The 20,979-nt window shown below is 74.5% G+C and carries 17 protein-coding genes and 2 pseudogenes; 12 read left to right on the forward strand and 7 right to left on the reverse strand.

All coding sequences use genetic code 11. The annotated features are described in order from the left end of the window. Positions 1-31: 31 nt before the first annotated feature. From DDP54_RS10040 to DDP54_RS10050, 3 genes are read left to right on the forward strand one after another with little or no spacing between them, the layout of a single operon-like run. The gene (locus DDP54_RS10040) at positions 32-268 is read left to right on the forward strand and encodes a ferrous iron transport protein A (RefSeq protein WP_109131613.1); all 237 of its coding nucleotides are present in this window, start codon (positions 32-34) and stop codon (positions 266-268) included. Beyond that, positions 265-2,334 carry a ferrous iron transport protein B gene (gene feoB / locus DDP54_RS10045; protein ID WP_109131614.1) on the forward strand — a complete coding sequence of 690 codons (2,070 nt, stop codon included), beginning with the start codon at positions 265-267 and terminating at the stop codon, positions 2,332-2,334. The genes DDP54_RS10040 and feoB overlap by 4 nt, the downstream gene beginning before the upstream one ends. A gap of 10 nt (positions 2,335-2,344) precedes the next feature. Further along, positions 2,345-2,590 carry a FeoC-like transcriptional regulator gene (locus DDP54_RS10050; protein WP_158274502.1) on the forward strand — a complete coding sequence of 82 codons (246 nt, stop codon included), beginning with the start codon at positions 2,345-2,347 and terminating at the stop codon, positions 2,588-2,590. A 43-nt stretch (positions 2,591-2,633) separates the two neighbouring features. Here DDP54_RS10050 and DDP54_RS10055 read toward each other — a convergent pair whose 3' ends face one another. Continuing rightward, a complete protein-coding gene (locus DDP54_RS10055) occupies positions 2,634-3,185 on the reverse strand; it encodes a DUF3806 domain-containing protein (RefSeq protein ID WP_109131616.1) in 552 nt (183 codons plus the stop codon). A gap of 183 nt (positions 3,186-3,368) precedes the next feature. Between DDP54_RS10055 and DDP54_RS10060 the strand changes: the two are divergent. The 4 genes and pseudogenes from DDP54_RS10060 (at position 3,369) to DDP54_RS10075 (ending at position 8,660) form a co-directional block, all read left to right on the forward strand. Continuing rightward, positions 3,369-6,234: pseudogene (locus tag DDP54_RS10060) on the forward strand (FAD-binding and (Fe-S)-binding domain-containing protein). Then, positions 6,234-6,530, forward strand: coding sequence for an MTH1187 family thiamine-binding protein (locus tag DDP54_RS10065; protein ID WP_109131617.1), 297 nt, complete (start codon positions 6,234-6,236; stop codon positions 6,528-6,530). The pseudogene DDP54_RS10060 and the gene DDP54_RS10065 overlap by 1 nt, the downstream one beginning before the upstream one ends. A gap of 191 nt (positions 6,531-6,721) precedes the next feature. Next, complete coding sequence (locus tag DDP54_RS10070) at positions 6,722-7,855, forward strand: hypothetical protein (RefSeq protein ID WP_109131618.1); 1,134 nt, start codon at positions 6,722-6,724, stop codon at positions 7,853-7,855. Next, a pseudogene (locus tag DDP54_RS10075) lies at positions 7,855-8,660 on the forward strand (putative protein N(5)-glutamine methyltransferase). Before DDP54_RS10070 ends, DDP54_RS10075 begins: the two are co-directional and overlap by 1 nt. 7 nt (positions 8,661-8,667) lie before the next feature. On the opposite strand, the gene DDP54_RS10080 reads toward DDP54_RS10075, so the two are convergent. The 5 genes from DDP54_RS10080 to DDP54_RS10100 all read right to left on the reverse strand — a co-directional run bounded on the left by DDP54_RS10080 (position 8,668) and on the right by DDP54_RS10100 (position 14,017). Next, complete coding sequence (locus DDP54_RS10080) at positions 8,668-9,630, reverse strand: alpha/beta hydrolase (protein ID WP_109132505.1); 963 nt, start codon at positions 9,628-9,630, stop codon at positions 8,668-8,670. A 5-nt stretch (positions 9,631-9,635) separates the two neighbouring features. Further along, a complete protein-coding gene (locus DDP54_RS10085) occupies positions 9,636-10,610 on the reverse strand; it encodes a zinc-binding dehydrogenase (RefSeq protein WP_109131619.1) in 975 nt (324 codons plus the stop codon). Positions 10,611-10,633: 23 nt separating this feature from the next. Then, positions 10,634-11,386: a maleylpyruvate isomerase N-terminal domain-containing protein gene (locus DDP54_RS10090; RefSeq protein WP_109131620.1), complete on the reverse strand. Its 753-nt coding sequence runs from the start codon at positions 11,384-11,386 to the stop codon at positions 10,634-10,636. 46 nt (positions 11,387-11,432) lie between these two features. After that, positions 11,433-12,626, reverse strand: a complete 1,194-nt coding sequence (locus DDP54_RS10095) for a homoserine O-acetyltransferase (RefSeq protein ID WP_109131621.1) — start codon at positions 12,624-12,626, stop codon at positions 11,433-11,435. A 74-nt stretch (positions 12,627-12,700) separates the two neighbouring features. Then, complete coding sequence (locus DDP54_RS10100) at positions 12,701-14,017, reverse strand: bifunctional o-acetylhomoserine/o-acetylserine sulfhydrylase (RefSeq protein WP_109131622.1); 1,317 nt, start codon at positions 14,015-14,017, stop codon at positions 12,701-12,703. A gap of 431 nt (positions 14,018-14,448) precedes the next feature. Here DDP54_RS10100 and DDP54_RS10105 point away from each other — a divergent pair, with 431 nt between their 5' ends. Beyond that, complete coding sequence (locus DDP54_RS10105; RefSeq protein ID WP_109131623.1) at positions 14,449-15,876, forward strand: C40 family peptidase; 1,428 nt, start codon at positions 14,449-14,451, stop codon at positions 15,874-15,876. An 88-nt stretch (positions 15,877-15,964) separates the two neighbouring features. Here DDP54_RS10105 and DDP54_RS10110 read toward each other — a convergent pair whose 3' ends face one another. After that, on the reverse strand, positions 15,965-16,462 hold the full coding sequence (locus tag DDP54_RS10110; RefSeq protein ID WP_109131624.1) for an inorganic diphosphatase: 498 nt from the start codon (positions 16,460-16,462) through the stop codon (positions 15,965-15,967). Positions 16,463-16,625: 163 nt separating this feature from the next. Here DDP54_RS10110 and dacB point away from each other — a divergent pair, with 163 nt between their 5' ends. From dacB to hpt, 4 genes are all read left to right on the forward strand, one after another. Beyond that, on the forward strand, positions 16,626-18,038 hold the full coding sequence (gene dacB, locus DDP54_RS10115; protein WP_109131625.1) for a D-alanyl-D-alanine carboxypeptidase/D-alanyl-D-alanine-endopeptidase: 1,413 nt from the start codon (positions 16,626-16,628) through the stop codon (positions 18,036-18,038). Positions 18,039-18,109: 71 nt separating this feature from the next. Next, positions 18,110-19,273, forward strand: coding sequence for a zinc-dependent metalloprotease (locus DDP54_RS10120; RefSeq protein WP_347338511.1), 1,164 nt, complete (start codon positions 18,110-18,112; stop codon positions 19,271-19,273). 15 nt (positions 19,274-19,288) lie between these two features. Continuing rightward, positions 19,289-20,377 (forward strand): tRNA lysidine(34) synthetase TilS, encoded by a 1,089-nt coding sequence (gene tilS, locus DDP54_RS10125; RefSeq protein ID WP_109131626.1) that lies wholly within the window; start codon positions 19,289-19,291, stop codon positions 20,375-20,377. A 14-nt stretch (positions 20,378-20,391) separates the two neighbouring features. Continuing rightward, positions 20,392-20,946 carry a hypoxanthine phosphoribosyltransferase gene (gene hpt / locus DDP54_RS10130; RefSeq protein WP_109132507.1) on the forward strand — a complete coding sequence of 185 codons (555 nt, stop codon included), beginning with the start codon at positions 20,392-20,394 and terminating at the stop codon, positions 20,944-20,946. Positions 20,947-20,979 lie beyond the last annotated feature (33 nt).

Below are 20,979 nucleotides of genomic sequence, written 5' to 3' on the forward strand. Positions count from 1 at the left end.
GTGAGGCTTACCTCAGTCGTACGGTCCTCGTATGGACCTGGGGAGCTGGCCGACCGACACCGAGGCGCGAGTCGTCGCCGTCGACCTCGAGCACGCTGCCCGGCTGCGGCTCAGCGAGCTCGGGCTGCGGGCCGGTGCCATCGTGCGGGTCACCCACCGTGCAGCGTTCGGCGGGCGCGTCGTCGCGATCGGCGCCGACCGGTTCGCCGTCGACGGTCGCACCTGCACCCGCATCGACCTCGAGGCCCCGGGCGGTGCCCGGCTGTGACGTCATGCCATGACACGTCGGGCGGTCTCGTCGACGCCCGCACCGGGCTCGCGGCGGACCCGTCGGCACCGTCCGTCGTGCTCGTGGGCAACCCGAACGTCGGCAAGTCGACCCTCTTCAACGCGCTCACCGGTGCCCGCCAGCAGGTCACCAACGCCCCGGGGACGACCGTCGAGGTGCAGCTCGGGACGTGGCGGGGCCTGACCGGGACCGCGAGCGGCACCGGTTCGGACGAGTCCGGGGCGGTCCGCGTCCTCGACCTGCCCGGGACGTACAGCCTGCTCGCGCGGTCGCCCGACGAGCGGGTCACCGCCGAGACGGTCGCGGGCCGCGGGGCTCTCGGCGTCCCCGACCTCGCCGTCGTCCTCGTCGAGGCCGGGGCACTGTCGCGCTCGCTGTACCTGCTGGCCCAGGTCGCGGGTGCCGGCCAGGCGCTCGTCGTCGCGCTGACCATGACCGACGTCGCCGCCACGCGCGGGGTGCTCGTCGACCCCGAACGGCTCGCGACGCTCCTCGGGGTGCCCGTCGTCCCCATCGACCCGCGCACCGGGACCGGGCTCGACCGCCTCACGCGCGTCGTGTCTGATGCGCTCACCGCCGGCGTCCCGCCCGTCCTGCTGCCCGACGCCGCACCCGCCTGCTCCTGCCACGGCGACGTGGCGTGCGGGACCGGATGCTCGTGCGGCCGACCCCTCGACCTCGACGCCGAGCTGGCGAGCGCCGACCGCCTGTTCACCTGGGTCGACGGTGTCCAGCGGGCGCTCGCGTCCCGCGAGGTCGACGCCGCGGTCCCGGGTGCGCCGTCGTCGGCCCGACCCGCTCCCGTGCGCACGTGGTCCGACCGCGTCGACCGCGTGCTGCTCGACCCGTGGTTCGGGGTCCCGGTGTTCCTCGCCGTCATGTGGGCCCTGTTCCAGCTCGCGACGACCGTCGCGGCACCGCTCATGGGCGCCGTGTCGTCGCTCGTCGACGGACCGGTCGCGAGCGCCGTGCGGACCGCGCTGCCCGGCCCGCACTGGCTCGAGAGCTTTGTGGTCGACGGGGTCCTCGCGGGCGTCGGGACCGTGCTGTCGTTCGCCCCGCTCATGGGCCTGATGTTCCTGGCGATCGCAGTCCTCGAGGACAGCGGCTACCTCGCGCGCGCCGCGTTCGTCGCCGACCGGGCCATGCGGGCCATCGGGCTCGACGGCCGCGCGATGCTCCCGCTCGTCGTCGGCTTCGGCTGCAACCTGCCGGCCCTGGCCGCGACCCGCACGCTGCCCCATGCGCGGCAGCGCCTGCTCACCGGGCTGCTCGTCCCGTACACGTCGTGCTCGGCCCGCCTGACCGTCTACATCCTGCTCGCGAGCGTGTTCTTCCCGGCGCACGCGGGCACGGCGATCTTCCTCATGTACGTCTCGAGCATCGCGCTCGTCGTCGTCGGCGGCCTCGTGCTGCGCGCGACCGCGTTCCGCGACCTGCGCCGCGAGCCGTTCGTCCTCGCGCTGCCCGCCTACCAGCGCCCTCGCGTCCGCGCGCTGCTCCTCTCGGCCTGGGTCCGGGTCCGCATGTTCGTGACCGACGCGGGCAAGATCATCGTCGTCACGCTCACGGTCGTCTGGGTCCTCATGGCCGTCCCGGTCGCCGGCGGTCACCAGATCGCGGACGTCCCCGTCGCCGACAGCCTGTACGGCCGGACGGCGCTCGCGATCGCCCCCGTCTTCGCCCCCGCCGGGTTCGACGACTGGCACGCGTCCGCAGCGCTGCTCACCGGGTTCGTCGCGAAGGAGGTCGTCGTCGGGTCGTTCGCGCAGTCCTACGCGGTCGACGAGCCCATCGACGCCGGAGTCGCCGGAGACCTCGGCAGCCGGCTGCGCGCGACGTTCGAGTCGTCGTCCGGTGGGTATGCCGGGGCGGCCGCCGCGGCGTTCATGGTCTTCGTGCTCGCCTACACCCCGTGCCTCGCGACCGTCGCCGAGCAGCGCCGGCTGTTCGGGTCGCGCTGGACCTTCGGTGCGATCGGCGTGCAGCTCGTGATCGCCTGGACGGCCGCGGTCATCGTCTTCCAGCTCGGCCGGTTGCTGTGAGGGGCCGATGATGAGCGTCCTGACCGACGTCCTGCGCGAGGCGCGCGGCGGGGCCACGACCGACCGGATCGCCGCGAACCTCGGGATCGACGCCGGTCTCGCGGAGGCTGCCGTCGACCACTGGGTGCGGCTCGGCATCGTGAGCCGGTCTGCGGATGTGCTGGGTGCTACGGGCTGTCATGGGTGCGAGCCGACGCCGGGGCGGTCGCTGGCGTGCGCGGGGTGCGTGTTCGCGAAGCGGGCGCCGGGGCGCTGACGCGCTCCCGCACGGGCGGGGCGACCACGTCAGTGGCAGCGGCTCAGCGCCGGCGGCCCAGCAGCCGCATCGCGCCCGACACCCGCGGGTGCTCCTCGACCATGTGCTCCGCCGACAGCGCCGCGAGCTCATCGACCAGTCCGGGCAGCTGACCGGTCGACCCGTGGTGCCAGAGCAGCGCCACCGCGTCGGCCGGCACCACGACCATGGCCGTCCGAGGGTGCGCGAGCGCGTACGGCGACCCCGGCGCGTCGAACGCGAAGACCCACTCCAGCCCGGGCACGCGTGCGATGACGGCGTCCCCGACGGCGAGGCCGACGGCGGTCGTGGTCGGGAGCGGATCCCAGCGCAGGGAGGGCATGGTGTCGTGCCACGTCGTCATGAGCCCGTCGAGGTGACCGCCGAGCCAGGCGATGTCGGTCAGGTCGACCTCGGGTCCGCGCAGGAGCTCGCGAGCCTCACCGAGCCAGACGAGCTCGACGGGGTCGAGCGAGCGCACCGCGGGACGCAGCTCGGGGGCGGCACGTCCCGTGGTGCCCCGGGGTGTGGGCACGAAGGACCGGCGGTCGCGCCCGCGGTGTCCTGTGTCGCTCATGATGATTCCTATCGGCTCGTCGGGCCGTGAAGTGCAGGAGGAACCGGGGTGAATCTGGCCGCACCGTCGCGGTTTCGGGCGCGAGCACGCGCACCAGCCGGTCGGTGGGAGACTGCACGCGTGTCGACTGTGACCGAGCCCACGCACCCCGAGAACGCCCAGACCGCCGACCTCGTCGAGGGGTTGCGCGCTGCCGTGCGCGGGTCGGTCGACGACTCGCCCCGGCGCCGGGCCGAGTACTCGACGGACGCGTCCAACTACCGCGTCGTCCCGCAGGTCGTGGTCTTCCCTCGGGACACCGACGACGTGCTCGCCGCACTCGAGGTCGCCCGCGCGGTCGGCGTGCCGGTGACGTCGCGCGGCGGCGGGACGTCCGTGGCGGGCAATGCCATCGGGACGGGTGTGGTCCTCGACCTTTCCCGGCACGTCAACCGCGTCCTCGAGATCGACCCCGAGGCCCGCACGGCCCGCGTCGAGCCGGGTGTCATCCTCACCGATCTGCAGAAGGCCGCAGCGCCGCACGGTCTGCGGTTCGGCCCCGACCCGTCCACGCAGGCGCGCGCGACGCTCGGCGGCATGATCGGCAACAACGCATGCGGCCCCCGGGCGGTGGCCTACGGGCGGACGACCGACAACGTCGTGGACCTCGACGTGATCGACGGGCTGGGTCGCCGGTTCATCGCGGGTCGCGGCCTCGACCCCGTGCCGGGGCTGGACGCGCTGGTCCGGGCGAACCTGGAGACGCTCCGCACCGAGCTCGGCCGGTTCGGCCGGCAGGTGTCGGGCTACTCGCTCGAGCACCTGCTGCCCGAGAACGGCGCGGACCTCGCGAAGGCGCTCGTCGGCACGGAGGGCACCGTCGTGACGGTGCTCGGCGCCACGGTCAACCTGGTGCCTGTCCCGGCCGCGCCCGTGCTCGTCGTGCTCGGCTACCCGGACATGGCGTCGGCGGCCGACGTCGTTCCCGCGCTGCTCGCCCACGCACCGCTCGCGATCGAGGGCATCGACGCACGCCTGGTCGACGTCGTCCGGCGCGCGCAGGGGCCTCGGCGGTGCCCACGCTGCCGGCGGGCGGCGGCTGGATGATGGTCGAGGTCGGCGGCGCGACGCTCGACGAGGCTCTCGAACGCGCGCACGCCCTCGCGGCCGACGCCGGGACCGACGCGGTCGGCATCTTCCCGCCCGGCCCCGACGCCGCGGCGATGTGGCGCATCCGCGCGGACGGCGCGGGGCTCGCGGGGCGGACCGCGTCGGGCGCGCAGGCCTGGCCCGGCTTCGAGGACTCGGCCGTGCCCCCGCGAGGCTCGGCGCGTACCTGCGCGAGCTCGAGGCGCTCATGGCGTCGCACGGTGTGGACGGGCTCGCGTACGGGCACTTCGGTGACGGCTGCGTGCACCTGCGCCTCGACATCCCGCTCGAGCGGTCAGGCAACCCGCTGCGCGCGTTCATGACCGACGCCGCGCACCTCGTCGCGGCGCACGGCGGCTCGCTCTCGGGCGAGCACGGGGACGGCCGGGCGCGCAGCGAGCTGCTGCCGGTCATGTACTCGCCCGCCGCGATCGGCGCGTTCGAGGCGTTCAAGGATCTGCTCGACCCGCGGGACCTGCTGAACCCGGGGGTGCTCGTCCGGCCCCGGCCGCTCGACGCCGACCTGCGCCGTCCGCACGCGCGGCCGCTGCTCGCAGCGCCGAGCGGGTTCGCGTTCCCGCACGACGCGGGCGACTTCACGACGGCCGTGCACCGCTGCGTCGGGGTCGGCAAGTGCCGCTCGGACACGTCCGCGGCCGGCGGCTTCATGTGTCCGTCGTACCTCGCGACGCGTGACGAGAAGGACTCCACGCGCGGCCGGGCCCGCGTGCTGCAGGAGATGGCGAACGGGACGCTCGTGAACCGCGGCTGGTCGTCGCCCGAGGTGCACGAGGCCCTCGACCTGTGCCTGGGCTGCAAGGCGTGCTCGAGCGACTGCCCCGCGGGCGTCGACATGGCGCAGTACAAGTCCGAGGTGCTGCACCGTACATACCGCGGCAAGGTGCGGCCGGTCGCTCACTACGTGCTCGGCTGGCTGCCGCGCTGGATCCGTCTCGTGACCTCCGTGCCCGGGCTCGCGTGGCTCGCGAACACGGCGCTCGGGGTGCGGCCGATCGCGAAGGTCGTCCTCGCCGCCGGGGGCATGGACACGCGCCGGTCCATGGTCACGTTCGCGTCCACGCCGTTCCGCACCGCGTGGAAGCGCGACGGTGCGCAGAAGACCGTGATACCGGTCGGGACACCCGCCCGGCAGAAGGTCGTCCTGTGGACCGACTCCTTCAGCGACGGCCTCGCGCCGTCCGTCCCGCACGCCGCGGTCGCCGTGCTGACGGCCGCCGGCTACGAGGTGATCGTCCCGGACGAGGAGGCGTGCTGCGGGCTGACCTGGATCACCACCGGTCAGCTCGACGGCGCACGCAAGCGCCTCACGCACCTGCTCGGGGTGCTCGGCCCGTTCGCGGTCAACCGCATCCCGATCGTCGGCCTCGAGCCGTCGTGCACCGCGGTGCTGCGCTCCGACCTGCGCGACCTGGTCCCGGACGACCCCCGAGCCCTCGCGGTCGCGCGCGAGACACGCACCCTCGCGGAGCTGCTCACCGCGCCCGCCCCGGTCGGCCCGGGCGACCGGTGGACGCTCCCCGACCTGTCGGACGTCACCGCCGTCGTGCAACCGCACTGCCACCACCACTCGGTGATGACCTTCACGGCCGACCGTGCGCTCCTGACCGCGGCGGGCGCGCAGTTCTCGACGCTCGCCGGCTGCTGCGGGCTGGCCGGCAACTTCGGCATGGAGAAGGGCCACTACGACGTGTCGGTGGCCGTCGCCGAGCACGAGCTGCTCCCGGCACTGCGTGCCGCGGCCCCGGGCGACGTGTTCCTCGCCGACGGGTTCTCGTGCCGCACGCAGGCCGACCAGCTCGCCGACGTCCAGGGTGTCCACCTCGCGGAGCTGCTCGCGGCGCACCTGCCGCAGCGCGGTGGCGCTCGCGGTGGCGTCGCGCCCAGTGGCACAATGGCCTGATGCTCATCGCCTTCTCTGTCGCCCCGCTCGGTGCGGGCGAGTCCGTGACCGACGCGGTCGCCGACGCCGTCCGGATCGTCCGTGAGTCCGGCCTGCCGAACCGCACCGACTCGATGTTCACGACCATCGAGGGCGAGTGGGACGAGTGCATGGACGTCGTCCGACGTGCCACGGAGGCGGTCGGGCGGCACGGCCACCGCGTGAGCCTCGTGCTCAAGGCGGACATCCGCCCTGGTCACACGGGCGAGATCACCGGCAAGGTCGAGCGCGTCGAGGCCCGGCTCGCCGCTGAGTGAAGCCATTCGGGTGACGGTCGCCTGGGCCGAACGGTGGAGGCGCGGTCGGTCAGCCGCCAGCCGGCCCAACGGGACCTAGGTCCGTACAGCCAGGCATGGGAGACTTCGGTCCGGTGCGGTCCCGGCACGCCGAGGACCGCCGTCACCAGGCGCGTCCAGCGCCCCGCCGCTCCACCAGGAAGCCGGAACGCATGCCGATCTTCGAGCTCGACGAGGGCCGCCCTGTCCTCGTCCAGCCGATGCAGCCTGCTCCGGGGACGTTTGCGGCCGACAGCAGCGCGCTCGTCGCCGAGCACCTCGCGTCGCTCCTCGGTGAACAGCTCTTCCCCGTCCGCCTGCGCCACGGCGACGCTCCCGGCCCGCACCTGCTCGCGCTCGACACCACGGGCCGCCCGGTCGTCGTCGACGTCGTGCAGATCCTCGACGGCGAGAGCCTGGTCCGGGCGCTGCAGCATGCGGGCAACGCCGCACGCCTGAGCCGCGCCGACCTGCTGCGGACCTACGAGGGCGGCGCCGACCTGTTCGACGCCGACTTCCGCGACTTCCGCGACGAGGCGCCGCTGAGCGCCGCGCAGACGGGCCCGTTGCCCGGTGCGCGGCTGCTGCTCGTGTGCGCGGAGGTCGACCCGCAGGTCATGGATGCCGTCGCGTTCCTGCGCGAGCCGGGCCGGCAGGTCGAGGTCCTCCAGATCGGTGTCGTGCGCGGCGTCGACGGTCGGCGCTACGTGGACGTGTCCCCGCTCGTGCTCCGCCCGCCCTCGCTCCGCACCGTCGAGCCGTCGACGCTGCGGCTGGTCCGCCACCACGCCGCACCGGGCGACGACCTGGCATCGTCGCCCGTGTCGGCACCGCCGACGAGCCACGCCGCGATCCCGGTCCACGCGCCCGCTCACGCCGAGGTGCCAGCACCCGCGCCCGCTCACGCCCACATCCCCAGCCCCGCGACGGTCGCGAGCCACGCCCGGAACCCCGTCACCGCACCGACGCCCGCCGTCTCGGCCGGACCGCCGCCGCCGGCGGACTTCGGTGGCGCCTGGACCCCCGACGTCCTGCCGGGCCCCGCCGCGGTGCCCGCACTGGCGGCGCTCGTCAAGGGCCGCGGGGCCGTCGTGACCCTGGTGTGGTTCCGCGAGCGGCGCGGTCAGCGGCTGCACGCGACGCTCCGGCACGACGGGCTCATCGAGCTGCCCGACGGCCACGTCCACGCAAGCCCCGACGACGCCGCGGCCGACGCCGCGAACACGGAGGGCACGGTCGACGGCTGGCGCGCGTGGCGGCTCGGCGACGGCGGGCCGACGCTCGCGGAGGCTGCGGGCTCGCGCTGATGTCCGGGGCTTCCGCACCCCTGTCTCCGCCCGACGTCGTGGCTCTGCTCCGCGCCGCCGGATGCGTCTTCGCCGAGGACGAGGCGGACCTGCTGCTGGCCGCGGCGCGGACGCCCGCCGAGCTCGCTGACATGGTGGACCGACGCGTCCAGGGGCTGCCGCTCGAGCAGATCCTCGGCTGGGCGGAGTTCCGGGGTCTGCGGATCCTTGTGGATCCCGGGGTCTTCGTGCCGCGTCGACGGACCGAGCTCCTCGTCGCGCAGGCCATCGCCCTGGCCCCGGACGCCACCGTCGTCGTCGACCTGTGCTGCGGCTCGGGCGCGGTGGGCGCGGCGCTCCTGGCGGCGCTCGACGGGGCCGAGGTCCATGCCGCCGACATCGATCCGGCCGCCGTGCGCTGCGCTCGCCGCAACGTCGTGGGCCCCCGCGGCCACGTCTACGAGGGCGACCTCGACGCACCGCTGCCCGTCGAGCTGCACGGTCGCGTCGACCTCCTCGTCGCGAACGCGCCGTACGTCCCGACCGACGAGATCCGGCTGATGCCCCCGAGGCGCGCCTCCACGAGCCGCAGACCGCACTCGACGGCGGCACTGACGGGCTCGACCTGCACCGACGCGTCGCCGAGGCGGCTCCCCGGTGGCTGGCACCCGGTGGCCACGTGCTGATCGAGACGAGCGAGCGTCAGGCGCCCCGGACCGCCCAGCTCCTCGCCGACGTCGGCCTGGTGGCGCGGGTCGTGACCGACGACGATCTCGACGGGACGGTCGTCGTCGCCACGTGGCCCGACGGGGCCGCCGAGCAGTGAGCGCAGGTCACGCGTACGCGACCGACCACCGGCTGATCTCGGCGTAGAACCGTTCGCGCGCGGGTCGCGGCGAGAGTGTGAGGTCGTGCATGCCACCCGCGATCCGGACGACCGTCACGACCGGCCCGAGCTGCACGGCGCGGCGGGCGAGGAGCTCGACGTCGAGCACGACGTCGGACGAGCGCATGTCCTCGTTCCAGCGCGGGCTGATGAGCGTGCGGGCGGAGGCGAGCATGAGGATCGGCGCGTCGATGTCGAGCCCGCGGGCAACCCGGGCATGGCCGGCGATGACCGCGCGCAGCCAGCCGGCCCGGACCGGGAACGCGGGGCTCGGCCGCCAGCGGTCGTCGTAGTCCCACTCGCCGCCGTCGGACTTGCGCAGCGTGCGCGCGTAGTAGCCGGGGTCGATGTTCGGCATCGCGGTCTTCGGCTGGAACCGCGCGAGCTGCGCGATCGCGGGGCTCGAGACGTGCCGTGCCACGGAGGAGCCCTGCAGCTCGAGCCACGGGCTGTTGAGCACGAGGGCGCGGACGGCGCCCGGGTGGCGGTCGGCCCACAGGGCGGCGATGAGGCCACCGGTCGAGTGGCCCATGAAGGTCAGGTGCACGTGGCGGCCGAGGTCGCGGCGCATCTGGGCGAACGACGCGTCGATCTCCTCGTCGTACGTCACGAGGTCCTCGATGTACCCGGGTGTCTGGTGCTCGCGCAGGCTGCGCCCGTACTTGCGCAGGTCGAGCGCGTAGAACGCGATGCCGCGGGCGTGCCAGTACTCGGCGAGCTCGGTCTGGAAGAAGTAGTCGGACCAGCCGTGCACGTACAGCACGGCGCGCGCGGGGCGCACGGGCTCGTCGCTCGGCGGGACGTACCGCACGAGGCTCGCGACGACCTCGCCCTCGTCGTCGGGCGCGAGCTCGAGCGTGCGGACGCGGTAGTCCGGCCCGAGGACGTCCTGCTCCCACCGACCCGTCACCGCGGTCACACCTCGAGGACGATCTTGCCGAACTGGCTGCCGCGCGCGAGCCGCGCGAGGCCGGCGCGGGCCCGGGCCAGGTGGAACGTCGCATCGACGAGGGGGCGGAGACCCGTGCGGCCCATGAGCGCGAGCAGGTGCTCGAGGTCGTCCTTCGAGCCCATCGTCGCCCCGACGACGCTGATCTCGAGGAAGAAGATGCGCTGCAGCTCGGCGGGGCTCGCGTCGCCCGACGTGGCTCCGGCCACCACGATCGTGCCGCCGGGACGTACCGAGCGCACCGAGTGCGACCACGTCGCGGCGCCCACGGTCTCGAGCACGACGTCGACCTTGGCGGGCAGACGACCGCCGGGCTCGACGGCGGCCGCAGCGCCTAGCTCGACGGCACGCGTGCGCTTGGCCTCGTCACGGCTCGTCACGAAGACCTCGAGCCCCGCGGCCGCCGCCAGGAGCACCGCCGCGGTCGACACCCCGCCGCCCGCACCCTGGACCAGCACGCGCTGACCGGGGGTCGCCCGGCCGCTCGTGAACAGCATCCGGTACGCCGTCAGCCACGCGGTCGGGACGCACGCCGCCTCGACGAACGACAACGACGCCGGCTTGTCGACCAGGTTCCAGGTCGGCACCGCGACGCGCTCGGCGAGCGTGCCGGGGTAGCGCTCGGACAGGAGGCTGCGCGGTTCGTTCGGCCCGACGCCGTGACCGAGGGCGCCGCCGATGACCGCGTGCACGACGACCTCGCGGCCGTCGGGTGTCACGCCGGCGGCGTCGGTGCCGAGGATCATCGGGAGCTGTTCGGCACGCAGCCCGACGCCGCGCAGCGACCACAGGTCGTGGTGGTTGAGGGACGCGGCACGCACGTCGACGGTCGTCCAGCCCTCGCGAGCCTCGGGCTCGGGGCGCTCACCGACCTCGAGGCCGGCGAGCAGGGAGTCAGGGGACGCGTCGGGCGCGAACTGGGCGGCGTAGGCGGCGAGCATGCTCACAACCTACGGCCCCGAGCTCACAGGATCGGCAGGATCCGGCCGAGGTCCGGGACGGCGTCCGAGCTGTACTCCGGGGTCACGGCCTGGGCGAGCAGGTCGACGTCATAGGGGACCCGGCCCGTGGCGAGTCGGACCCAGATCAGCGGCCGCGTGATCTCGAGGTCCCAGCCGCCCCGCGCGACGACGACGTCGAGGAAGGCGTGCGCCACGATGTCGAGCGCGGTCCGGTCGATCGGGCCGACGCCCGCACCGACCCCGCCGTCGAGCCCGACCGAGGCCGAGCCGCGGCGGGCGAGCGACCGCTGGAGGTCGTCGGCGTGGACGACGAGCTCGATGAGCCGGGTCGTGACCATCGAGGACAGCAGGATCGGCCCGCGTCGGGCCAGGACCACGCGGTCGGACGGGCCGAGCCTCTCCAGGCGGTCGAAGGCTGCGGCGGCGAGGGCGTCGATCCCGGCCAGGGGATCGGCGGCGATCTCGGTCGCGAGCTCGTGGGTGACCGCCGAGATCTTGGCGGCGCCCGCGGCGTAGGACGCGATGTACTCGCCGACTGTCTGCGGCACCGTGCCGTCCGGCGCCGGCTCGCACGCGGCGAGAGCCGACATGGACCGCCCGACGTGGGCGATGAGGTCGGCGACCGTCCACCCGTCGAGCACGCTCGGAGCAGCGGTCGACGCCGTCTCCGCCACCGGGTCGAGCCAGCGGCGCAGCACCCCCCACTGGGTGCGCAGCGCGTCGGACAGCTCAGCGAGTTGCTCGTCGGTCAGCATGGGGACATCTTGCCGCAGACGTGGGCGAATGCCACGGCGGAACCGGTCAGGGCCGGACGCGCACCGGCTCGGCCAGGAAGTCGGAGACGATGCGCCCGACCTGGTCGGCCTCGATGAGGAACCCGTCGTGCCCGTAGTCGGACCGGATCGACCGGACCGGGCCGGCGCCCGGGATGCCGGCCGCGATGCGCTCGGACTGCGACGGGAGGAACAGCCGGTCGGTGTCGACCGCGACGACGAGGGCCTTCGCGGTGACGGTCGCGAGAGCCGCCTCGACCCCGCCCCGGTCCCGGCCGAGGTCGTGGGTGATCATCGTGCGGGTCAGCGTCACGTAGGTGTTCGCGTCGAACCGTCGCGCGAGCTTGTCGCCGTGGTGGTCGAGGTAGGACTGCACGGCGAACCGGCCGCCCTCGAGGGGGTTCTCGCCGCCCTGCGGGATGCGCCCGAACCGCTCGTCGAGCTCGAGCGCGCTGCGGTACGTCTGGTGGGCGATCTGCCGCGCGATGCCGAGACCGGTGTGCGGTCCCTCGCCGTCGGGCGCGTCGTAGTAGTCGCCGCCGGCGAAGCGGGGGTCGGCCTGGATCGCGGCGAGCTGCGTGTGGAAGCTCGCGACCTGGTCGCCGGACGTCTGCGCGGCGGTGGCGATCGCGGCGAGCCCGCGGACGCGGTCCGGTGCGGACACGCCCCACTCGAGCACGCGCTGCCCGCCCATGGAGGCGCCGATGACGAGGGCCCAGGCGTCGATCCCGAGCGCGTCCGCGAGCCGGACCTCCGCGTGGACCTGGTCGCGGACGGTGAGGTGCGGGAACCTGCTGCCCCACGGCCGCCCGTCCGGGGCCGCGGACGCCGGGCCCGTCGAGCCCTGACAGCCGCCGAGCACGTTGGGGGCGACGACGAAGTACCGGTCGGTGTCGATGGGCGCGCCGGGGCCGACGAGCGAGGACCACCAGCCGGGCGTCGGGTGACCCGGTCCCGCGGGCCCGGTGACGTGCGAGTCGCCGGTGAGCGCGTGCAGCACGAGGATCGCGTTGTCACCGGCCTCGTTGAGCGTGCCCCACGTCTCGTAGGCCAGGCGCACCGCCGCGAGACGGCCACCGGCCTCGAGCCGCAACGGTCCGATGTCGAGGAACTGGCGCCCGCCGGGCTCGTCGCCCTCGCGCCAGGCGCTGCTCGCGGGCGCCGCGACCGAACCCAGCCCGCGGGAGGCGGCTGAGGTCCGGGGGGTGCGCGAGCTCGACATGGGGGTCCAATCTACGGGCCGTACGGTCGGCCCGCCCAGAGGGACGGGCCGACCGTGCGGGTCGGGCGGTGGGGTCAGGCACCCTTGGCGGCCCGGAAGCCGGCGTCGAGGTCGGCGAGGATGTCGTCGATGTGCTCGATGCCGACGGCGAGGCGGACGAGGCCGGGCGTGACACCCGAGAGGGCCTGCTCCTCGGGGGTCAGCTGGCTGTGGGTCGTTGACGCCGGGTGGATGACGAGCGAGCGCACGTCCCCGATGTTCGCGACGTTCGAGTGCAGCTCGAGCGCTGACACGAACGCCTGGCCGGCGGCGGCGCCGCCCTCGATCTCGAACGCGAGCACGGCGCCGGCGCCACGCGGCACGTACTTCTGCGCGAGCGCGTACCAGGGGCTGGACGGAAGTCCGGCGTAGTGCACGGCCGTCACCTCGTCGCGGGCCTCGAGCCACGCGGCGACCTTCTCCGCGTTGGCGACATGGCGCTCGATGCGCAGCGACAGCGTCTCGATGCCCTGCGCGATGAGGAACGCGTTGAACGGCGAGATCGCCGAGCCGAGGTCGCGCAGCAGCTGCACGCGCGCCTTGAGGATGAAGGAGAGGTTCGCGCCGAACGCGCTGCCGACCCCGAGGTCCCGCGCGTAGACCAGGCCGTGGTAGCTCGGGTCGGGCGTGTTGTAGTTCGGGAACCGCTCCGGGTACTGGGCGTAGTCGAACGTGCCCGCATCGACGATGACGCCGCCGATCGCGGTCCCGTGGCCGCCGAGGTACTTCGTCGCGGAGTGCACGACGACGTCGGCGCCGAACGTGATCGGGTTGAGCAGGTACGGGGTCGCGATCGTGTTGTCGACGACGAGCGGGACGCCGACCTCGTGCGCGATCGTGGCGACCTCCTCGATGTCGAGGATGTCGGAGCGCGGGTTCGGGATCGTCTCGGCGTAGAAGAGCTTGGTGTTCGGGCGGACGGCGTCGCGCCACGCCTGCGCGTCGTGCGGGTCGGTGACGAAGGTCGTCTCGATGCCGAGCTTGGGGAGCGTGTAGTGCAGCAGGTTGTACGTGCCGCCGTACAGGCTCGGGCTCGCCACGATGTGGTCGCCGGCCTCGGCGATGTTGAGGATCGCGAGGGTCTCAGCGGCCTGGCCCGACGCGACGAGCAGCGCACCGACGCCGCCCTCGAGGGACGCGATGCGGTCCTCGACGACCGTCTGGGTGGGGTTGCCGATCCGCGTGTAGATCGGGCCGAGGTCCTTCAGTGCGAATCGGTCGGCGGCGACGCCGGCGTCGGGGAACACGAAGGAGGTGGTCTGGTAGATCGGCAGGGCGCGCGCACCCGTCGTGGGGTCGGGCGTCTGGCCGGCGTGGATCTGGCGGGTCTCGAAGGACCAGTTGTTGCTCATGGGGACTCCTGGGGCTGCGCGGGAGCAGCGGCCGATGTGCCGGACCGCTCCCGCAAGGGATGGGGAGGTGGTCGCACGAACGGGAGGGCGCCAGAGTCAGCCGGGAGGTGTCCGAGGGGGCCTGGAGGGGCCACCGGGGCCGGTGTGCGGGCGCAGCCGAAGTGCGTCGGTCAGCGACACATTCGGCAGGTCATGGTGCGAGCGTAGGGCGCGGGTGTCCAGCATGGGAAACCCCATCTCACGATGTGAGAACACGCTCGGCTCACGGCACCGCGCACGGGGGTTTCGGGTAGTTCGTCCAGAACCACAGCCGTGTGACTCGTGTGACGGGTGTGACTGGTGTTCACTTCTGGGATCTGCGCAGGTAGCGTGCCCTACGAGGCCCCTCCCGCGGCCTCAAGGTTCACCGCTGGGCAGACGAAGGACGTGACGTGGCACTTCGACTCGGGACGGTCAACGGACGCACGCGCGCGGCGGTCGCGACGCTGGCGGCCGCGGTCCTCCTCGTCGGTTCCGCGACCACCGGCTCGGCGGACCCGACGGCCCCGAGCGACCGGGACGTGCGCGCCGCGCAGCAGGCCGTCACCGCCGCGCAGATGTCGGTCGCCGAGATCGAGGTGCGGCTCGCGCAGCAGAGCGTCGAGCGCGACGCAGCCGTCGTCGCCGTCCAGGCGGCCGGCGAGAAGTACACGCAGGCCGAGTCCGACCGGGCCGCCGCCGCCGACGCCGCGACCGAGGCCGCCACGCGGGCCGCCGCCGCGGACGCCCAGGCCGAGACCGCACGCCGCTCCCTCGTCGCGATCGCCCGGCAGACCGCACGGTCGGGCGGCTCGATGGACACGATCGAAGCCGTCCTGTCCGCCGACGGGTTCCGCCAGGTCGTCGACCGCAGCACGACCCTCGCGCGCGTCGGCACCAAGGCCGACGAGGCGGTCCAGCGGTACCGGGCCGCTCAGCTCGTCGCGACCACGCTCCAGGCACGCGCCGACTCCGCAGTCGCCGCGCAGGCCACCGCGAGCGCAGCAGCCAAGGATGCGCTCGCCGCCGCCGAGGCCACGCAGGCCGCGTCCGACGCGGCGCTCGCCGCTGCGGCCGCCGAGCGTGACGACCTCATCGGGCAGCTCGCCGCGGCCCGCAGCACGAGCGCCGAGGTCGAGCGCGCACGCCAGGACCAGCTCGACGCCGACCGCCAGGCGCGCGCCGACGCCGCGGCCGAGGCGTTGCGACGCGCTGCCGCACCGGCCGCCGCGGTGACCACGGTCGCGGCCGCCGTACCGTCGGCCGCGACGTCACCCACCACCACGACGACCCAGCCGCCCGCGGCTGCCGCGCCTGCCGCCGCACCGGCCGCGCCCGCACCCGCCGTCTCGGCGCCGGCCGCTCCGGTGGCCTCTGCCCCGACGTCGCCCGCGACGACCACCCCCGCACCGACCCCGACGACCGCCCCGACGGGCGCGTACGGGCTCGGCACCGGCCGGTCCCGCGGCTCCGCGGACCAGGGTGCCGCAGCCGTCGCGTGGGCGTCGGCACAGGTGGGTCTGCCGTACGTCTACGGCTCAGCGGGCTTCGAGAGCTTCGACTGCTCCGGGCTCACGATGCGCTCGTGGCAGGCGGCCGGTGTCAACCTCGGCCGGACCTCGCGGGACCAGTACAAGCAGGTCCTGAAGATCAGCTACGACGACATGCGCCCCGGTGACCTGGTCTTCTACTCGACCGACCCCAACGACCCGGACGCGATCTACCACGTCGCGATGTGGATCGGCGGGAACCAGGTCGTGGAGGCCCCGCGGCCGGGTGTGCCGGTCCGGATCACGTCGATGCGCTGGGCCGCGACGATGCCGTTCGCCGGCCGCGCCTGACCCGAGGACCCGCCTCGCCGCTGGCTCGAGCCATGCGGCGCGGGCACACGCAGGTCCGGCACGGTTCCCCGCGCCGGACCGGAACAGCTCAGTGCATGTAGTAGCCGGTGTCGATCGCGCGCTGACGCGACCGCTCGATCTCGGCCTCGGCCTCGATGCGGTCGGTCCAGTGCGCACCCTCGACGGACTTGCCCGGCTCGAGGTCCTTGTAGACCTCGAAGAAGTGCTGGATCTCGAGGCGGTGGAAGTCGGACACGTCGTCGATGTCCTGGCGCCAGGCGGCGCGCTGGTCGCCCGTCGGCACGCACAGGACCTTGTCGTCGCCACCGGCCTCGTCGCGCATGCGGAACATCCCGAGCGCGCGACACCGGATCAGGCAGCCGGGGAACGTCGGCTCCTCGAGGAGGACGAGCGCGTCGAGCGGGTCGCCGTCCTCACCGAGGGTGCCCTCGATGAAGCCGTAGTCGTCGGGGTACCGGGTCGAGGTGAAGAGCATGCGGTCGAGGCGGATCCGTCCCGTCGCGTGGTCGACCTCGTACTTGTTGCGCTGCCCCTTGGGGATCTCGATCGTGACGTCGAACTCCACAGCTCTCCTCCGCAGGTGCGTGGTCGGCGCGCCGCGTCAGCGCGAGTCGGCACGCACGCGTGTCCGCAGGGCGGGTCGTGGTGCGGCCCGCCCCTCTTGTGTGCTTAGTGTGACGCACCGGAGGGCCTGCTGCGCCCCCCGGTCAGGACGGAGAGGACCGCAGATGGCATCGGGAGTCCGCGTGGTCGCCACGACGGCGCTCGTCGTGCTGCTCGCCGGCGGTGCGTACGCGACCGCCGACGCCTACGACGTCGTGCCGGGCATGGTCACTCTCGCTCCCGTCCCGGCGCCCCCGAACCCGTTCCCGACCGCGCCCGGTGCCGTGCCCGCGCCCGCCGTGACGGCGCTGCTGGGCGCTCTCGACCCCGCGGCGCCCGCACCGTCGCCCGCGCAGCTGCAGGGGATGGTCGCGGCCCTCGTCGCGGACGCACGGATGGGTGCGAGCACGGGGGTCGTCGTCGTCGACGGCCTCACGGGCGACGTGCTCGCGTCGAACGCCCCGGAGGTCCCGCACATCCCGGCCTCGACCGCCAAGCTCGTCACGGCCGTCGCGGCGCTCACGCAGCTCCCGGCCTCGACGACGCTGCCGACCCGCGTCGTCAAGGGTGCCGCGGGGCAGCTCGTGCTCGTCGGCGGCGGCGACATGATGCTGGCCGCCGGGGCGGGCGACCCGACGGCGGTCGACGGGCGGGCGGGCCTCGCCGACCTCGCCGCCCAGGTGGCCAAGGGGCTCAAGCTCGCGGGGACGACGACGGTCTCGCTCGGGGTCGACGACACCCTGTTCTCCGGCCCCGCGCTCAGCCCGACGTGGGCGGCCTCCGACATCGCCGCGGGGTACGTCGCACCCGTGACGGCGCTCGCGGTCGACGTCGCCAAGATCAAGGCCGGCGAGTACCCCCCGCGCTACCCCGACCCGTCGCTCGCGGCTGCCGGCCAGCTCGCCGCGCGCCTCGCGGAGCAGGGCATCACCGTGACCGGCACCCCGTCACGGGTCACCGCGCCGGCGGGGGCGGCCGAGCTCGGCGTCGTGCAGTCGGCGCCGATCGCGGACGTCGTGCAGTACTTCCTGCACACGTCGGACAACACGATCACCGAGGTCGTCGCGCGCATCGTCGCCGTGCACATGGGGCTGCCCGGCAGCTTCGAGGCCGCGAGCAAGGCGGTGCTGCGCGCAGCCTCCGAGCTCGGCCTCGACACGTCCGGGGCCACGCTCGTCGACGCCTCGGGCCTGGGAGCCGGCTCCGCGCTCCCGCCGCAGCTCCTCGTCGACCTCGTCCGGCTCTCGACCTCGCCGACGCATCCCGAGCTGCGTGAGGTCGCGACGGGCATGCCGATCGCGGGGCTCTCGGGAACGCTCGCGGACCGCTTCACGACGACGGCCGCGCGAGGTCTCGTGCGCGCGAAGACCGGCAGCCTGCCGCACGTGACGTCGCTCGCGGGAACGGTCGTCGACGCGGACGGACGCCTGCTCGCGTTCGCGGTCCTCGCGGACCAGACGCCCGACGGCGGCCAGTTGGCTCCGCGCGCGACCATCGACGCGTTCGTGACGACGCTCCAGGCGTGCGGCTGCCGCTGACCTGTCGGCCCTCGCGCATCGGCCCCGGACCCGCACAGGTCGGCGCGGGTCCGCGTAGGTACGGTGGGGGCGTGAACCAGGCCATGGGGGACGACGGGACGGACGCCGTGCGCGGACCCGTCGACTGGGACCTGGCCGCGCGCCTCTCTGGGCAGCTCGCGTCACCGGGCCCGACGGCGACCCGGGCCGAGCTCGTCGACCTCGTCACCACGCTCCGTACCGCCGCCCGGGCGGCCACCGCGCACGCCGCGCGCATCACCGAGCTCGTCCCGGCCGACGGAACCGATCCCGAGACCGACCCGGTCTCGCTCGTGCAGGTCGTGGACCGCCCGGGCTGGGCGCAGGCGAACATCCGGATGCTGGCTGCGATGACGGCGTCCGTCCGGGGCGGCGACGCGTCGACCGGCGTGCGGCTCGCCGGGGCCGCGCAGGTCGGCGGGGTCCTCGCGCTGCTCGCGGGCAAGGTGCTCGGCCAGTTCGACCCGTTCACCGCGGACGCGCGCGCTCCGCACGGCCGGCTCCTGCTCGTCGCGCCCAACGTGCTCCAGGTCGAGCGCGCGCTCGGCGTCGAGCCGGCCGACTTCCGGCTGTGGATCGCGCTGCACGAGCAGACGCACGCGCTGCAGTTCGCGGCGGCGCCGTGGCTCGCCGACCACCTGCGCGCGGGCGCGTCCGCGCTCCTCGACGACCTCGGGGAGCTCGTCCCGGGCGGGCTCGTGCCGGGCGCCGGTCATGGCGGGCGCGGTCACGGCGGGCAGGGGCGCCGCGGCCAGGACGGCGGCCCGTCCCTCGCCGACGTCGTCCGCATCGCCTCGCGCGTCCTCGTGGGGCCCGACGACGACGGCGACGCCGGGCTGCTCGGCCTGCTCTCGCCCGCCCAGCGCGCCCAGCTCGACGAGGTGGGCGCCGTGATGGCGCTCCTCGAGGGCCACGCCGACGTGGCGATGGACGCCGTCGGCCCCTCGGTCGTGCCGTCCGTCCGCCACATCCGGGCGCGGTTCGAGGCCCGCCGCGACGCCGGCGCGGCCTCCCACGGGCTCGAGCGCGTGCTGCGCCGGCTCCTAGGCCTCGACGCGAAGCTCGCGCAGTACCGGGACGGTGCGGCCTTCGTCCGCGAGGTCCGTCGGGCCGTCGGCACCGCGGGGCTCAACGCCGTCTGGTCCGCGCCCGAGCAGCTGCCCACCGCGCGGGAGATCGCCGACCCGCGTGCGTGGGTGCGTCGGGTCCACGGCTGAGCCGATGACCCGACGATGACCGGACCGGCGCCCGAGGTCGCCGCGCTGCGGTCGGCCGTCACCGCGGCGACCTCCGACCTTCCCGATGGCGCGCTCGTCCTCGTCGCCTGCTCGGGGGGACCCGACTCGCTCGCGCTCGCGGCCGCGGCGGCGTTCGTCGCCCGACGCAGCACCCGTGCCTCGGGGCGGGGGAGCGCCGGACCCCTGCTCCGCGCGGGCGCGGTCGTCGTCGACCACGGTCTGCAGCCTGGCAGCGCCGAGGTCGCGGCGGCGGCCGCCGCCGCGTGCCGCACGCTCGGCCTCGACCCCGTCGAGGTCGTCCGCGTCCACGTCACCGCGTCCGGCGGGCCCGAGGCGGCGGCACGCGACGCGAGGTACGCGGCCCTCGACGACACCGCCCGACGGCTCGGCGGCGCCGCGGTGCTCCTCGGCCACACGCTCGACGACCAGGCCGAGCAGGTCCTGCTCGGGCTCGCGCGCGGTGCGGGCGGACGGTCGCTCGCGGGGATGCCTGCCCGGCGCGGACTGCTGCGCCGCCCGCTGCTCGGTCTGCGACGCACCGACACGCTCGCCGCGTGCGCCGCCCTCGGGCTCGAACCCTGGCACGACCCGACGAACGTCCCGACGGACCCAGGTGCAGGGCCGCTGCGCTCCCGCGTGCGGGCGCACGTGCTGCCGGTGCTCGAGGACGAGCTCGGGCCGGGCGTGGCCCAGGCGCTCGCCCGCACCGCGGACCAGCTGCGCGAGGACGCCGACGCGCTCGACGCGCTCGCGGCCGACCTGCTGGCGGCGTCGCTGGTTGCCGAGGACGCACCGGCCGACGCGCCCGCGGGCGCGTCCGACGACGCGCGCGAGCCGGGCCGACCGCACGGGCCGGTCCAGCTCGACGTCGAGGTGCTGGCCGCGGCCGCTCCCGCGCTGCGTCGCCGGGCCCTGCGCGCCGCCGCGATCCGCGCGGGGGCACCTGCCGGGTCCGTGCACCGCACGCACGTCCTGGCCCTCGACGCCCTCCTGACCCACTGGCACGGACAGGGCCCGCTCGACCTGCCCGGGCTCCGGGCCGTGCGCGCGTATGGCAGGCTGATGCTTCAACCCGACCAGTGAAGAGAGTCGTCACGGTGGACCCTGTGGACATGGGCAGCGACCTGGAGCGCGTCCTCCTGACCGAGGAGCAGCTCGGTGCGCGCCTCGACGAGATGGCGGCGCAGATCGACGCCGACTACGTGGGCAAGGAGCTGCTGGTCGTCGGTGTGCTCAAGGGCGCGGTGATGGTCATGGCCGACCTCGTGCGCCGCCTGCACTCATCGGTGCAGATGGACTGGATGGCGGTCTCGTCGTACGGCTCGGGCACCAAGTCCTCGGGCGTCGTGCGCATCCTCAAGGACCTGGACGCCGACCTCACAGGCCGTCACGTCCTCATCGTCGAGGACATCATCGACTCGGGCCTGACGCTGTCGTGGCTGCTCGCGAACCTGCGCAGCCGCGGGCCGGAGACCGTCGAGATCGCGACGATGCTCCGCAAGCCGGACGCCGCGAAGGTCGCCGTCGACGTCAAGTACGTCGGCTTCGAGATCCCCAACGAGTTCGTGGTCGGCTACGGCCTGGACTTCGACGAGAAGTACCGGAACCTGCCGTTCGTCGGGACGCTGGCCCCGCACGTCTACGGGGCCTGAGGCCTGCGCTTCCTGCCCTGGGCGAACAGGCAG

This window comes from Cellulomonas sp. WB94, assembly GCF_003115775.1.
Classification (GTDB): domain Bacteria; phylum Actinomycetota; class Actinomycetes; order Actinomycetales; family Cellulomonadaceae; genus Cellulomonas_A.